Here is a 13,481-nt window from a genome sequence, read left to right as displayed (position 1 = left end):
CGGGCAGGCCTAGGCGTCCCGTTCCAACAGTTTGCGTATGGGCGCGGGCAGCCCCAGTGCAGGCCATTCGGCGGGGCCGAACCACGCACCGGGCCGTTCATCCGAAACCAGAGACCTGGGCATGGTTTGCCCGGCCCGAAAACCTGCGATCCACGGCGACAGGTGCAAGTCCTTGTGTGTCAGCACGTGGACAAAACCTGGCAGTGGATCGAGCCTTTCCCGCAAGGAAGCCGGCAAATCCGCAGTCAGTGCCTCATCACTCTCGAAAACCGGCAGGCAGTAAAGCCCACCCCAGATTCCCCGGCTGGGGCGCTTTTCAAGCCAGACCGAACCATCCGGCTTCTGCGCCCACAACAGACTCAGCGACTGCGCACTGCGCTTGAGCTTTCGTGTCTTCACGGGATATTTGCCGGGATCACCGGCTGCAAAACCGCGGCACAGGTTTTGTACCGGGCATAACAGGCACTGGGGCTGGCGGCCCACGCAAATCGTGGCACCCAGATCCATCAGTCCCTGCGTATAGCGCGGCATGGTTTCGGGCAGGTCCTGCTCAGGCAGCAGCTCTGCAGCCGTGTTCCAAAGCGCCCGTTCATTGGCACTTTGAGCCAGATCGGCGGAAAAACCCAGAACCCGCGTTAGCACCCGTTTGACGTTGCCATCCAGAATCGCAACACGTTCGCCAAAACAAAACGAGGCGATGGCCGCGGCGGTTGAACGGCCTATGCCTGGCAGGGTCTGGAGCTGCTCGGCCGTCTCCGGAAATTGCCCGGCATGCAATGCCACTACATCCTGAGCGCAGCGGTGCAGATTGCGCGCACGGCTGTAATAACCCAGCCCGCTCCATAGACCCAGCACATCGTCTTCGGAAGCCGCAGCCAACTCCTTCACCGTCGGGAAGCGTGAAAGGAATCGCGCGTAATAATCCAGAACCGTTGCGACCTGAGTCTGCTGCAACATGATTTCAGACAGCCACACGCGGTAGGGATCGCGTGTGTTTTGCCAGGGAAGGCTATTGCGTCCGTGCGAAGCCTGCCAGCGCACAATTTCCCCGGAAAATCCGGGCAACTGGCATGAGGCCGTTTGCTTCACAGCAACCGATTTCCGCCCCGAAGGGGTCTTGGTGGGTCGCGACCGCGTCAACGCTCAGGCAGCCTCGGGCACCGCGGCATTTTCTGCAGTAGCGGCACCATCCGGCGTCTTGGACTGCGTTGAAGAGCCCATCAGATGGGAAGTCAGCTCCGTGAGCTTGTTGTCCAGCTCATCGAGTACGCGCTCCTGGATATCGATTTCAGCGATCCGTTCATCCAGACCAGACGCCGCTTGCTGGATGCGCTCGATAGCTTCAAGCCTGCGGCCGAAATTGCGCCGCCGCTCGCGCAACTGCGCATCAAGCTGCGATGCCGCTGACTTGTTCCAGAGCTCCACTTCGCCAAGGGCGGATTCGTAGACCACCCGCAGGCGCGTGGCGAGGGCACGTACCAGCCTCTCGGAAAATTCCGGCTGGGAAAGTTTCAGAACATTGCCCACACCAAGATATTGCAAATGGCTGCGCTCAATTTGCTCCAGGTCGTGTTCATAGCGGATCAGCTCCGGCTCTTTTGGCGCCTGCAGCGAAAAACTGAACTCGGCATTGAGCTGGCGAAAGGAGGCAGTCAACATGGACTGGATTTCACTGCTCATGATCTGCGACTTCTGCAGTCCCTCGCGAAGGCGGGAAAAAGTCTGGCCATAAGCCTTCTTGACGCCCAGCTTGATGCCCGGCTGCTTCAGGGCATGCGTCAGCTCGGCCAGTTCTGCCTTGAGCGTCGGCGTGCTGAGCAGATTGAATACGTCACGGAGCAATTTGAGGTGGACAGAACGTACCGCGTGAATTTTCGAGCCGCTGGTGTCGAACTCAGCCTGCTCCTGCTCGATGCGGCTGCGCATGTGCTTGATGACCGAGACGTTCTTTCCTCTCAGGCCACGCAACTCAATCATCTGTTCGGCCAGATCGCGCCGGCGGATGTGCATGGCCCGCCCCGCTTCGGTCCGGAGTTCGCTGATACCGCCCGACACCGCTGTACGCAGGATTTTTTGGCGCTGTCCCATCACGCCCTGCCCCAGCGCCAGCTCGAGGGCAGGCAGGTGGCTGGCCTCCAGCAAGGCTTTGTCTCGCGTGACCTTGGCCACCAGCCCTTTTTGGGCCGATACGGGAATGACCTGGGATTCAGGCAGGCCCAGGATTTCGGCAGATGTTGCACGCTGCTTGTCGATCTGCGCCTGTACTTGTTCGGGCGTGCTTAACGCGTCCCAAAGGGTGTCGATCTTGTTGAGCACCACCAGGCGTGCATCGGTGCCATCACCGTCGGTGATCAAATGCTCGCGCCAGATGGCCAGGTCGGACTTGGTGACACCGGTATCGGCGGCCAGTATGAACACCACGGCATGGGCCTGGGGGATCAGGCTCACCGTCAGTTCGGGTTCTGCGCCAATGGCATTGAGACCCGGCGTATCCAGGATGACCAGGCCCTGTTTGAGAAGCGGGTGCGCAATATTGATCAGCGCGTGGCGCCACTTGGGCACCTCTATCAGGCCGTCAGCGCCTACACGCGGGTTGTCCTCCGGGCTGCTGTCATGCCAGAAACCAAGAGAGCGGGCTTCGTCCTGGGTGACATGGCGGACTTCGGCCACTTTTTCGAGCGCCTGCGCCAGTTGCGCCGGGTCATTCACGTCGAGGTCGATCCGTGTCCATTTTTCAGGTACCGCGCGCCACTCCATGAGGGCTTGCTTCTGCAGGCGCGTTTCGATGGGAAGCAGGCGCAGGCAGGGCGGCACATCCGCGTCGTAGCCCAGTTCGGTCGGGCACATGGTGGTGCGGCCAGCGCTTGCCGGCATGATGCGGCGGCCATAACCGGCAAAAAAGATCGCATTGATCAGCTCGGACTTGCCGCGCGAGAATTCGGCCACAAAGGCGACCATGACCTTGTCGGAACGTACCTGTGACTCGAGCCGCTGCAGGCGCTCCTCAACCGCTGCATCCAGCAGGTCATGGTCCTTCATCCACTCTGCAAGCAGTTTCAGGCGCAATGCGAATTCGCGCCGCCACGTGCCGTGCTGGTCAAATTGTTCGTTAAAAGACATCGGTCTACCGTAAAGTGTGTCGGTCAATATAGCATCGCAAACCCGAAAGAACCATTGGCGCGTCTACGGACTCAAGGTTTCTGGCAATTCGCACAGTAAAAAGTGGACCTTTGCCCCTGCCGGAGGGTCTTCACGGGTGCTGCGCACACCCGGCAGGGCAGGCCGGCGCGGTCATAAACCATGGCTTCCAGCTGGAAATAGCCCGATTCACCCTGTGCATTCGAAAAGTCTCTCAGGGTGCTCCCCCCCTTTGTAACAGCTTGGGCCAGTACCTGGCGGATCGCCCCGTGAAGCAAGGCCGCGCGGGGCTTGCTGATCCGGTTTGCCCGGGTGGTCGGCCGGATTCCAGCCAGGAAAAGGGCTTCCGACGCATAAATATTGCCGACACCAACCACGGCCTCCCCGCCCAACAGCACCTGCTTGATCGCCGTTTGCCGCAGTTTCAGCGCCTGGTGAAAGCTTTCCGCGTCAAAAGCGTCAGTCAGCGGCTCGACGCCGAGCCGGCCAAGCAGCTTTTGGGCGGCAGCCGCGCCTTCATCGCTGGCATACACCACAGCCCCGAACCGGCGCGGGTCGTTCAAACGCAAAGTCCCCTGGCTGGTGGCCATTTCAAAGTGGTCGTGCTTGCCCAAGGCGGGGAAACCGTCGCCAAAAGCCACACTGCCGGACATTCCGAGGTGGATCAGCAGCAGCCCGTTGCTCAGGTCCACCAAAAGATACTTGCCGCGACGGCGAACTGCCAGCACCTTCTGGCCGGCAAGCTTGTGCGGCGCGCAGCCCAGCGGCCAGCGCAGGGGCTTGCCCATCTGGACGCGCTCAATGACGGCGCCGGCGATACGGTCCGCAAAGCTCAACCGGGTGACTTCAACTTCTGGCAGCTCAGGCATGGTTTTGTAAATAAGGGCGCTGCTGCATGGCGCAAGAAGGCAGCGGTGGGCCAGCCGAAGATCAGGGCCGCGGCGTAAAGCGGCAGCGCAGCCGGGAAGCTTCAATTATCATGGTTCGATGAAGAAAAAAATTGGCCTTGCCATCAGCGGCCTGTGGCTGGCTGTTCCCCTGGTCCTGGCGCAGACCGAAGAACCGCTCCTGGCTGCGCCCTCAACGCTTGTCGAGGCCAAAGCCGCACAGGAAGCGACTCCATCATCGCAGCTGGATGGGGCCCTTTTTTACCAGCTGCTGGTGGGTGAAATGACCCTGCAGGAGGGCGAGCCCGCCGCAGGATTTGCGCTCATGCTGGACGCCGCCCGCAAAACCGGCGATGCGCAGCTCTACCAGCGCGCTACGGACATCGCACTGCAGTCGCGCTCTGGCGATGCCGCACTGCAGGCAGCCCAGGCCTGGAAGGCAGAGCAGCCCGCCTCGCGCGAGGCAAACCGTTATGTCCTGCAGATCCTGGTGGCATTGAACCGGATTGCCGACACGACCGAACCGCTGCAAACCGAAATCCGGCTTGCTCCGGAAATGGAACGCGCTGCGGCATTGACTGCGGTACCCCGGATTTACGCGCGTGTGCCCGACAAAAAGCTGGCCAGCACGGTGGCCGAAGAAGCGTTGGCCACCTACCTGAACAGTCCCGCCACCGCCAGCGCCGCCTGGACCACGGTGGGGCGTATGCGGCTGGCCGCCGGCGACAGCAACGGCGCGCTTGCGGCAGCCAGGCGCGCACAGGCTGCAGGCCCGCTCTCCGAAGGCCCGGCCCTGGTCGGGCTGGAACTGATGGACCCGAAACAGCCTGAAGCAGAAAATCTGGTCCGCAAATACTTTGAAGGCAACGCCAAAGCCCTGCCCGAAGTGCGGATGGCCTATGCGCGCGCGCTGCTGGATGCCCAGCGCTACGCCGAAGCCGCCGCCCAGCTGCAAGTGGTGACCCGCGAAAAACCCGAGCTTCCCGAAGGCTGGCTGGTACTGGGCTCCCTGCAATTGCAGGACAACCAGCTGGCACAGGCACAAACCTCGCTGGAGCGCTACGTCACCCTGGCCCAGCAGCAGACAGCCGAAGGCGAGCGCAACCGCGGCCTGGCCCAGGCCTACCTCTCGCTGTCCCAACTGGCCGAAAAACGCAAGGACTATGCGGCGGCAGAAAGCTGGCTGGCCAGGATTGAAAATTCCGCTGACCTGACCCAGGCCCAAACCCGGCGCGCCTCTATCCTGGCCAGCCAGGGCAAACTGGAAGAAGGACGCCAGCTGATCCGCAAGCTCCCCGAACGCAACGCTGCAGACGCAAGACTGAAATTGAACGCGGAAGTAGGCCTGCTCCGCGAATTCAAGCAGTACCAGCTGGCCCATGATGTGCTGGCGCAAGCCCTGGCCAGGAACCCCGACGAAACCGAACTGCTGTACGACCAGGCCATGATGGCTGAAAAGCTGGGTTCGATGGATGAAATGGAACGTCTGCTGCGGCGCGTCATCCAGCTCAAGCCCGACTACCACCACGCCTACAACGCCCTGGGCTATTCATTTGCGGATCGCAGCGTGCGCCTGCCGGAAGCGCGTGATCTGATTCGCAAAGCGCTCGAATATGCGCCCGCCGATCCATTCATCAAGGACAGCCTGGGCTGGGTCGAATTCCGAATGGGCAACACCTCGGAAGCCATCAAGATCTTTGAAGCCGCTTACAAAGCCAAACCGGACGCCGAAATCGCGGCCCACTTCGGTGAAGTGCTCTGGACAACAGGCCAGCGTGACCGCGCCGTGGCCATCTGGAAAGAAGGCCGGCTGCTGAGTCCCGAAAACGAGACCCTGCTCGAGACGCTCAAGCGCCTGCGCGTGAAGCTGTGACGGGAATTCGCGTCCTGCCGCCTGTACTGCGTATCCACCTGACCCGTCTGGGTCTGGTGTGCGCCTGCGCTATTGCTCCTTTTTTGATAGCTGGTTGCGCTCAACCACAAAGGCTTGCGGGCACAAATGACTCAAAAAATGAGCTTCGGACAGGCCGTATCAGCCTGCAGGTCCAAAGCGAACCTGTGCAGTCTTTTTCGGCGAGCTTCGAGCTCAAGGGCCAACCCGAGCGCGGCGAACTCTCGCTGATCAGTCCTTTGGGCAGCGTGCTGGGTGTGCTCCGCTGGTCGCCCGGTGAAGCCGTACTCGACTCAGGCAATGGCAAGATCCAGCGATTTTCTTCGGTGGATGAGCTGATGGCCCAGGCGACAGGTGCGGCCGTCCCGGTGACCGCGCTCTTTGCCTGGCTGCAGGGCGACAATGCCAGCGTCAGCGGCTGGTCTGCAGACCTTTCCCGTTACGCCGAAGGCCGCATCACGGCCAGGCGGGTGCAGCCAGCGCCCCCAGCCGACCTGCGTGTTGTCCTTGACCAATAATTCCGGGGTGAATGCCCCGGCTTCGCCGCAAGGCCTCCCGTACTTTCACGCTCCCGGTTCCTGTTATTGCTTTGGCGACACCAGTTCATGACGACTCATACCGCCCCCGTCCCACACGCCGCGCAGCCGCTCAAAGCCCTGTATGACGTGCCGGCGCCCGCCAAATTGAACCTTTTCCTGCACATCACCGGACGCAGGCCCGACGGCTACCACCTGTTGCAATCCGCATTCATGCTGATCGACTGGTGCGACACCCTGCACTTTGAACTGCGCGCCGATGGCCAGATCACCCGGGAAGACCTTCGCCAACTCAACGAGGGCAACCCCGGCGAGTCCCAGGCCTTGCCCGCCGAGGACTTGTGTGTACAGGCAGCCAGGGCGCTGCAAGCGGCTTGCGGCACGTCTTTGGGCGTTCACATCGGCCTGCAAAAAAGCGTCCCTTCAGAAGCCGGCATGGGTGGGGGTTCATCCGACGCAGCCAGCTGCCTGCTGGCGCTGCAGCGGCTTTGGGGTGTGCGCCTGCCGACCCCAACACTGCAAGCCATCGCCCTGTCGCTGGGCGCCGATGTCCCCTTTTTCCTGTCCGGTGGCCACGCCTGGGTGGAAGGCATTGGTGAAAAAATCACGCCGCTGGCCTTGCCGCCAGCCCGTTTTGTGGTGGTTAAGCCCCCTGCCGGTGTCTCCACACCAGGAATTTTCGGTGCGCCGGGGCTCAAACGCGACACAGAAACTGCTACAATCCAAGGCTTTGCTGCAAATGCTGAAGGCCCTTTGAGATCGGTTGATTTCGGATTCGGCCGCAACGACTTGCAGCCGGTAGCGCAGGAGATGTGCCCGCAGATTGGCCAGTCGATCAACTGGCTGAAAACGAAACATCTTCAAGGGCGCATGACCGGCTCCGGAAGTGCTGTATTTGCGCAACTGCCGCATGGCACGGATTTGACGGATCTTTCAGGTTTGCCTGATGACTGGATAGTCCGGACATGCAGCAATTTGGAGGCGCATCCTCTGGCTGGTTGGTAAAATAACCGCTCTTTGAAATGCGCTTTCAAGCGACCTAAATGGAAAAGTTTATAGGTCTGTTGTTGGCAACAACAACTGTCCTGTGTAGGGGTGTCGCCAAGCTGGTTAAGGCACCGGATTTTGATTCCGGCATTCGCAGGTTCGAATCCTTCCACCCCTGCCAAATTACTCGCCGTGGGCCGTAGCCCCGGTGTTGCGGTCCCGCCCGGAGCGGGCCCGTGTGACTCCTGACAGACCCGCGTGATGTGTATCAGCGGGTCTGTGTGTTTTTGGAAACACGCCAGGCAAGCGGCGCTCACTGCCAAGCCCGTTGCAACGTGTTGTCCCGTGCGTATTTTGCTTCGATAAAAATTTCAGCCACGTTCAAGTCCTTGTAGCAGCTGGGCCCCACATGCAAACGCACCATCCCGACTTCATGGTTTTCACCGGCAATGCCAATCCGAGCATGGCCTCCGACATCGCCCAGCACCTGGGCATTTCACTGGGTGCAGCCCATGTCGGCCGTTTTTCGGATGGTGAGGTTACCGTCGAGATCCAGCAGAACGTCCGGGCCCGTGATGTGTTTGTGGTGCAGTCGACCTGCGCGCCGACCAACGACAACCTGATGGAACTGCTGATCATGGTTGATGCGTTGAAACGGGCTTCGGCCGAGCGCATCGCCGCGGTGATCCCGTATTTCGGTTATGCCCGGCAAGACCGCCGCCCACGTTCGGCGCGGGTGCCGATTACAGCCAAGGTGGTCGCCAACATGCTGCAGGCCGTGGGCGTGTCGCGTGTTTTGACGATGGATCTGCATGCCGACCAGATCCAGGGCTTTTTTGATATTCCGGTCGACAACATTTATGCGTCGCCGGTGTTGCTGGGCGACTTGCGCCAGAAGAATTACGCCGACCTGATGGTCGTGTCGCCCGATGTGGGCGGCGTGGTGCGCGCCCGGGCGCTGGCCAAGCAGCTGGGCTGCGACATGGCGATCATCGACAAGCGCCGCCCCAAGGCGAACGTGTCTGAAGTGATGCACGTGATCGGCGACATTGAAGGCCGCAACTGCGTCATCATGGACGACATGATCGACACGGCCGGCACGCTGGTGAAGGCGGCTGAAGTGCTGAAAGAGCGCGGCGCCAAGAAGGTTTACGCATATTGCACGCACCCGATTTTTTCGGGCCCGGCCATTGACCGCATCGCCCAGGGCGACGCACTCGATGAAGTGGTGATCACCAACACCATTCCGCTGAGCGCCCATGCAGCAAGCTGCAAGAAGATTCGCCAGCTCTCCGTGGCGCCGCTGATCGCTGAAACCATTCAGCGCATCGCCAAGGGAGAGTCGGTCATGAGTTTGTTTTCGGACCAGGACAACCTGTTCTGATCTGAAACAAAAAGGTAGCTGCCCTCGCCTCACGATGTTCATCGTCAGGAAAAAGCAGCTTTTTAAACCAGAACGAGACTGGTCGCGGTCCGTTCTTTATTGGAGTTGATTATGAAATTCGTCGCTTTTGAGCGCGCAAAGCAGGGCACGGGTGCGAGCCGCCGTCTCCGCATCACCGGCCGTACGCCCGGTATTGTTTACGGTGGCACCGGTGAACCCACGCTGATCGAAATCGATCACAACGCGTTGTTCCACGCCATCAAGAAAGAAGCGTTCCATGCTTCCATCCTCCAGATGGAACTGGCAGGCAAAGAACACAAGGTTCTGCTGCGCGACCTGCAAATGCACCCGTACAAACAGCAGATCCTGCACATCGACTTCCAGCGCGTGGAAGCCAAGACCAAGATGACCGTGAAAGTGCCTGTGCACTACAGCGGTGAAGAAGAGTCTCCAGCCGTCAAGACGGAGAACTGCCTGGTCAACCACGTGATCACCGAGCTGACCGTGTCCTGCTTCCCTGCAGACATCCCCGAATTCATCGCCGTCGACCTGAAGGGCCTGAAGAAGGGCTCGCCGCTGCACATCAAGGACATCACCCTGCCAAAGGGCGTGAAGTTCGTGGCCAAGGGCCAGGACAACCCGGTTCTGGTGTCGGTGTCTGCCGTTTCCGAAGAAGCCGAGGCCGATGCCGCAGCAGCCGCTGCAGCAGCCGCACCGGTGGATCCGAAAGCCGCTAAAGCTGCGGCCGCCAAGGAAGCCAAAGCCGGCGCCAAGGCCGACGCTGCCAAGCCTGCCGCCAAGAAGTAATTAACCCACTTCACGCTCAGGCCTGAAAAGGCTCGCGGCCCTTGTCCTCCCGCAGGACAAGGGCCGTTTTTCTTGACCAGCCTTATCCCTTCAACCCCAGGGATGCGAAGCACGACAGACACGCCCCTAGAATTGGGCGGATGGAAATCTCCAAATGATCAAATTGTTTGTCGGGTTAGGCAACCCTGGCCCTGAATACGAAGCCACCCGCCACAACGCCGGTTTCTGGTTTATCGACGCCCTCTCGCAGGAGCTGAAAGCCCCGCTGAGCCTGGACAAGAGTTACCACGGCCAGGTGGCCCGCATCACGGTGAACGGCCAGAACGTCTGGCTGCTCAAACCACTCACCTTCATGAACGTGTCCGGCAAGTCGGTGGCGGCGCTGGCGCGGTTCTTCAAGGTCGCACCCGAGGAAGTGCTGGTGGCGCACGACGAGATGGACATCGTGCCCGGCCAGGTCAAGCTCAAGTTCAGCGGCAGCCATGCCGGCCACAATGGCCTGCGCGACATCCATGCGCAGCTGGGCACGGCCGACTACTGGCGCCTGCGCATCGGCGTGGGCCACCCGGGCGTGAAGGCCGAGGTGGTCAACTGGGTGCTGAAAAAACCTTCGCAAGAGCACCGCGTGGCGATTGAAGACTGCATTGCCCGCTGCATCAAGGCCGTGCCGGAACTGCTCAAGGGCGAGATGGAAAAAGCCACGATGATGATCCACACCAGCACGCCACCGCGGCCGAAACCGCCGCGCAAAGTGGATATCGAAGACTGAAATTCAGCCGAGCCGGGCACACCACGCAAAAGGTGGAGTGCTACTATTTTTATAGCTGCTTGCGCTCACCCCTGTTAGTCCAGAGGCCTGTTTGGCTATAAATTTGTGCTGCCGGGAAGGTACCAGGCTCGAAAACCCATGTCCCCGACGGAATCAGGTCACCGGGCCGTGACCACCGGAATAATGGTTTGCAGCCGCTGGTATTTTTCAAACAGGGTTTCCCGCGTTTCAATGTGCTGCGGGTTGATGGGAATGCAGGCCACAGGGCAAACCTGCACGCACTGGGGCTCATCGAAATGGCCCACGCATTCCGTGCATTTGTGCGGATCGATCTCGTAAATTTCCTTGCCCAGGTAAATCGCCTGGTTGGGGCATTCGGGTTCGCAGACGTCGCAGTTGATGCACTCGTCGGTGATCATCAGGGCCATGTCAGCGCCCCTTTGCGGCTTCGTGCGCCGCCGCCAGTGCCGACGCCACCGCCGGGCTCACCATCTGGCTGATGTCGCCGCCCAGCTTGCTGATCTCGCGCACCAGCGTGCTGCTGATGCATTGCAGCGGTGCGTCGGGCAACAGAAACACGGTTTCCACCTCGGGGCGCAGTTTGCGGTTCATGGCCGCCATCTGCGCTTCGTAGTCAAAGTCGGTGATGTTGCGGATTCCGCGCACCACGGCTGAGGCCTTTTGCGCCGTGCAAAAATCCATGATCAGGCCGTCAAACGGCAGCACCGTGACGCCAGCGATGCCCTGGGTTGCCGCCTGTACCTGCGCCACACGCGCTTCCAGTGAAAACAGGGTTTTCTTGTGGTGGGCAGTGGCCACGGCAATGACAAGCCGGTCAAACAACCCGGCAGCACGGCGCACGACGTCGTCATGGCCCAAGGTGAACGGGTCAAACGTGCCGGAATAAACAGCGGTGCGGGAGGTGGCCATAGGAGGAATTATGCCCGCCCCACCCTTTTTGCCGCCAATTGCCGCCCTGTAACCACGAGGCAGGCAAGGCCTGGCCGGCGGTTCAGCCCGCTGGCGTACCCAGAGCGGCCAGCAGGTGGAAATGCACGGCGCCTGCCTTTCCGCTGCGGTGCACCTGCAAACCCAGCGGCAGCAGTTCCTCATCCGTCCAGGGTTTGGGCGCCTCCAGATAAACCACGCCGGTCGGGCCGATGGCCTGCGCTGCGGCTTTGAGCGTGGATTCGTACAGGGTGGATTCAAAAGGCGGGTCCAGCAGCACCAGCTGCAGGCTGCCCGGCGCAACGCGTTTCAAGGCGCTCAGCCCGTCGCCACGCTCGATACGGCACATGTCGGCCTTGAGCCTGGCTTGCACTGTCTTGAGCTGTTGCGCCAGCGCCGGGTCCTGCTCGCACAGCAGCACGTCGGCCGCGCCGCGCGACGCGGCCTCAAAGCCCAGCGCGCCGGTGCCGGCAAACACGTCGATACAGCGCCAGCCCGTCAGGTCCTGGCCCAGCCAGTTGAAAAGGGTTTCACGCACGCGGTCGGGCGTGGGACGCAGGCCCGGCTTGCTGGGCACCGGCAATTTGGTGCGTTTGTACAAGCCGCCGATGATGCGGATTTCGCCCGGCGGCACGGTTTTGCGGCCCACCACTTTGCCGCTTTTGGCGCGCGGGTTTTTGGGGGTGGCGGGAGCTGGGGTGGGAGCGGGCGTGTACTTCATGGTGCGGCGCCAAGGATAACAGTGACCATTTTTTCAGGCTGCAGCTTGCGTGCAAAAGCCGCCTTGACATCGGCCACCGTGACCTTGTCGACCTGCTGCGTCCAGGTATCCAGGTAGTTCAGGGGCAGGTCGTTCCAGGCAATGCTCGACACGTTGTCAAGGAGCTTGCGGTTGCTGTCAATGCGCAAGGCAAAGCCGCCCACCAGGTTGTCCTTCGCCGCCTTGAGTTCGGCCTCCAGCGGGCCGTTGGCCACAAAGTCAGCCACCACTTTGCGCACCAGGTCCACGGCCTGCGCAGCCTGGTCAGGCCGGGTCTGCATGCTGATGGTGAAGGCGCCCGCATGCAGGGCAGGTGAGAAATAACTCGACACGCCATACGTCAGGCCGCGCTTTTCACGCACTTCACTGGCCAGCCGCGAGACAAAACCGCCGCCGCCCAGGATGTAATTGCCCACCGTCAGGGCGAAGTAGTCCGGGTCTGAGCGTTTGTAGCCCGGCTGGCCGATCAGCACCTGCGCCTGCGCTGAAGCAAAGGGGATGCGTTTTTCAACCGGTGCGGCCAGCGGCGCGACCTCGGCCACGGCCGGCAATGGCGGCAGGCCGGCGCAAGCCGTTTGCGGCAGGCGCGACAGCAATTTTGCGGCGATGGCATCAGCCTGCGCGCGCGTCACGGCGCCCACCATGCTGATGCGCGCGCGGCAAGCCGTCACGCCAGTGGTGTGCGCGGCGCGCATGTCGCCCACGCTGATGCGCGTCAGGCTTTCTTCCGTGACTTCATAGCCGTAGGGATGCGTGCCGTACACCGCCGGTGTGTAGGCGCGGCCGGCAACACTGGCCGGGCGGGTATAGGACTCGCGGATCGAGGCCTGCAGGCGTGCGCGCTCGCGTTGCCACACAGCTTCGGGAAAAGCCGGCTCGGCGATCTCACGTGCGGCCAGCGCTGCGGCTTTGTCCAGCAGCGCCGGGTCGGTCAGGGTGCGCAGTGAAAAGCTCAGGCGGTCGGACGTGGTGCCGGCACCGAACTGCGCGCCCAGATCCGCCCAGGCTTCGCTGAGTGCGTTTTCATCGAGCGCCGGCTCGGGAACACACAGCCCTCCACAAATTCCGTCTGGCCCCAAGCCATTGCTGGCACGCACACCTTTTTCCAGCAGGCCGGCCATCATGCTGGCCAGGCCGGCTTTGTCAGCAGGGTCACGCCGGTTGCCGGCGTCCAGGTCGATCTGCACGTCCAGCATGGCAATCGCCGGGCTTTCGACCAGGTAAACCTTGGCGCCATTGGGCTGCGTCCAGTGCTGGATCGGCAGGGCAGCCAGCGCCAGCGAGTGAAAAAACAAACCAAAAAGGCCTGCGACCCCTACACACCTTGCGCGAGCCGCTATTGTTTTTATAGCAATCATGATGTTGTCAACAATT

General features: G+C 61.4%; 13 protein-coding genes and 1 tRNA gene. 7 read left to right on the top strand and 7 right to left on the bottom strand.

Annotated elements, in window-relative coordinates; translation table 11 throughout:
• Positions 1 to 9: 9 nt before the first annotated feature.
• The 3 genes from mutY to mutM all read right to left on the bottom strand — a co-directional run bounded on the left by mutY (position 10) and on the right by mutM (position 4,007).
• A complete protein-coding gene (mutY, locus tag AC1D13_RS22500; RefSeq protein WP_477666675.1) occupies positions 10 to 1,089 on the bottom strand; it encodes an A/G-specific adenine glycosylase in 1,080 nt (359 codons plus the stop codon).
• Positions 1,090 to 1,143: 54 nt separating this feature from the next.
• Positions 1,144 to 3,120, bottom strand: a complete 1,977-nt coding sequence (locus AC1D13_RS22495; RefSeq protein ID WP_457282191.1) for a dynamin family protein — start codon at positions 3,118 to 3,120, stop codon at positions 1,144 to 1,146.
• A 71-nt stretch (positions 3,121 to 3,191) separates the two neighbouring features.
• Complete coding sequence (gene mutM / locus AC1D13_RS22490; protein ID WP_457282192.1) at positions 3,192 to 4,007, bottom strand: bifunctional DNA-formamidopyrimidine glycosylase/DNA-(apurinic or apyrimidinic site) lyase; 816 nt, start codon at positions 4,005 to 4,007, stop codon at positions 3,192 to 3,194.
• 118 nt (positions 4,008 to 4,125) lie between these two features.
• Here mutM and AC1D13_RS22485 point away from each other — a divergent pair, with 118 nt between their 5' ends.
• From AC1D13_RS22485 to pth, 7 genes are all read left to right on the top strand, one after another.
• The gene (locus AC1D13_RS22485; protein WP_477666674.1) at positions 4,126 to 5,898 is read left to right on the top strand and encodes a tetratricopeptide repeat protein; all 1,773 of its coding nucleotides are present in this window, start codon (positions 4,126 to 4,128) and stop codon (positions 5,896 to 5,898) included.
• On the top strand, positions 5,895 to 6,434 hold the full coding sequence (locus tag AC1D13_RS22480) for an outer membrane lipoprotein LolB (RefSeq protein ID WP_477666673.1): 540 nt from the start codon (positions 5,895 to 5,897) through the stop codon (positions 6,432 to 6,434). The genes AC1D13_RS22485 and AC1D13_RS22480 overlap by 4 nt, the downstream gene beginning before the upstream one ends.
• 87 nt (positions 6,435 to 6,521) lie before the next feature.
• Complete coding sequence (gene ispE / locus AC1D13_RS22475) at positions 6,522 to 7,457, top strand: 4-(cytidine 5'-diphospho)-2-C-methyl-D-erythritol kinase (RefSeq protein WP_477666672.1); 936 nt, start codon at positions 6,522 to 6,524, stop codon at positions 7,455 to 7,457.
• Positions 7,458 to 7,543: 86 nt separating this feature from the next.
• Positions 7,544 to 7,620 (top strand) — tRNA-Gln (locus tag AC1D13_RS22470).
• A gap of 228 nt (positions 7,621 to 7,848) precedes the next feature.
• The gene (locus AC1D13_RS22465; RefSeq protein WP_457282195.1) at positions 7,849 to 8,823 is read left to right on the top strand and encodes a ribose-phosphate pyrophosphokinase; all 975 of its coding nucleotides are present in this window, start codon (positions 7,849 to 7,851) and stop codon (positions 8,821 to 8,823) included.
• 111 nt (positions 8,824 to 8,934) lie between these two features.
• Positions 8,935 to 9,630 carry a 50S ribosomal protein L25/general stress protein Ctc gene (locus AC1D13_RS22460; protein ID WP_431098044.1) on the top strand — a complete coding sequence of 232 codons (696 nt, stop codon included), beginning with the start codon at positions 8,935 to 8,937 and terminating at the stop codon, positions 9,628 to 9,630.
• Positions 9,631 to 9,784: 154 nt separating this feature from the next.
• Positions 9,785 to 10,399, top strand: a complete 615-nt coding sequence (pth, locus tag AC1D13_RS22455) for an aminoacyl-tRNA hydrolase (protein ID WP_477690314.1) — start codon at positions 9,785 to 9,787, stop codon at positions 10,397 to 10,399.
• 158 nt (positions 10,400 to 10,557) lie between these two features.
• Here the strand turns inward: pth and AC1D13_RS22450 are convergent, their stop codons facing one another.
• From AC1D13_RS22450 to AC1D13_RS22435, 4 genes are all read right to left on the bottom strand, one after another.
• Positions 10,558 to 10,827 (bottom strand): YfhL family 4Fe-4S dicluster ferredoxin, encoded by a 270-nt coding sequence (locus tag AC1D13_RS22450; protein ID WP_457282197.1) that lies wholly within the window; start codon positions 10,825 to 10,827, stop codon positions 10,558 to 10,560.
• Position 10,828: 1 nt separating this feature from the next.
• A complete protein-coding gene (gene coaD, locus AC1D13_RS22445; RefSeq protein ID WP_477666670.1) occupies positions 10,829 to 11,329 on the bottom strand; it encodes a pantetheine-phosphate adenylyltransferase in 501 nt (166 codons plus the stop codon).
• A gap of 82 nt (positions 11,330 to 11,411) precedes the next feature.
• Positions 11,412 to 12,068: a 16S rRNA (guanine(966)-N(2))-methyltransferase RsmD gene (rsmD, locus tag AC1D13_RS22440; RefSeq protein ID WP_457282199.1), complete on the bottom strand. Its 657-nt coding sequence runs from the start codon at positions 12,066 to 12,068 to the stop codon at positions 11,412 to 11,414.
• The gene (locus tag AC1D13_RS22435; protein WP_477690313.1) at positions 12,065 to 13,465 is read right to left on the bottom strand and encodes a M16 family metallopeptidase; all 1,401 of its coding nucleotides are present in this window, start codon (positions 13,463 to 13,465) and stop codon (positions 12,065 to 12,067) included. Before AC1D13_RS22435 ends, rsmD begins: the two co-directional genes overlap by 4 nt.
• Positions 13,466 to 13,481 lie beyond the last annotated feature (16 nt).

Source organism: Polaromonas sp. P1_E12, assembly GCF_056405975.1.
The sequence above is the reverse complement of the archived record's forward strand: the minus strand, read 5'-3'. Positions and strand labels throughout refer to the sequence as shown.

Excerpts from the sequence above, each read along its gene's own strand:
- AC1D13_RS22495 (WP_457282191.1), bottom strand. The coding sequence starts at position 3,120 with ATGTCTTTTAACGAACAATTTGACCAGCACGGCACGTGGCGGCGCGAA.
- mutM (WP_457282192.1), bottom strand. The coding sequence starts at position 4,007 with ATGCCTGAGCTGCCAGAAGTTGAAGTCACCCGGTTGAGCTTTGCGGAC.
- AC1D13_RS22485 (WP_477666674.1), top strand. The coding sequence starts at position 4,126 with ATGAAGAAAAAAATTGGCCTTGCCATCAGCGGCCTGTGGCTGGCTGTT.
- ispE (WP_477666672.1), top strand. The coding sequence starts at position 6,522 with ATGACGACTCATACCGCCCCCGTCCCACACGCCGCGCAGCCGCTCAAA.
- AC1D13_RS22465 (WP_457282195.1), top strand. The coding sequence starts at position 7,849 with ATGCAAACGCACCATCCCGACTTCATGGTTTTCACCGGCAATGCCAAT.
- AC1D13_RS22460 (WP_431098044.1), top strand. The coding sequence starts at position 8,935 with ATGAAATTCGTCGCTTTTGAGCGCGCAAAGCAGGGCACGGGTGCGAGC.
- pth (WP_477690314.1), top strand. The coding sequence starts at position 9,785 with ATGATCAAATTGTTTGTCGGGTTAGGCAACCCTGGCCCTGAATACGAA.
- AC1D13_RS22450 (WP_457282197.1), bottom strand. The coding sequence starts at position 10,827 with ATGGCCCTGATGATCACCGACGAGTGCATCAACTGCGACGTCTGCGAA.
- coaD (WP_477666670.1), bottom strand. The coding sequence starts at position 11,329 with ATGGCCACCTCCCGCACCGCTGTTTATTCCGGCACGTTTGACCCGTTC.
- rsmD (WP_457282199.1), bottom strand. The coding sequence starts at position 12,068 with ATGAAGTACACGCCCGCTCCCACCCCAGCTCCCGCCACCCCCAAAAAC.
- AC1D13_RS22435 (WP_477690313.1), bottom strand. The coding sequence starts at position 13,465 with ATGATTGCTATAAAAACAATAGCGGCTCGCGCAAGGTGTGTAGGGGTC.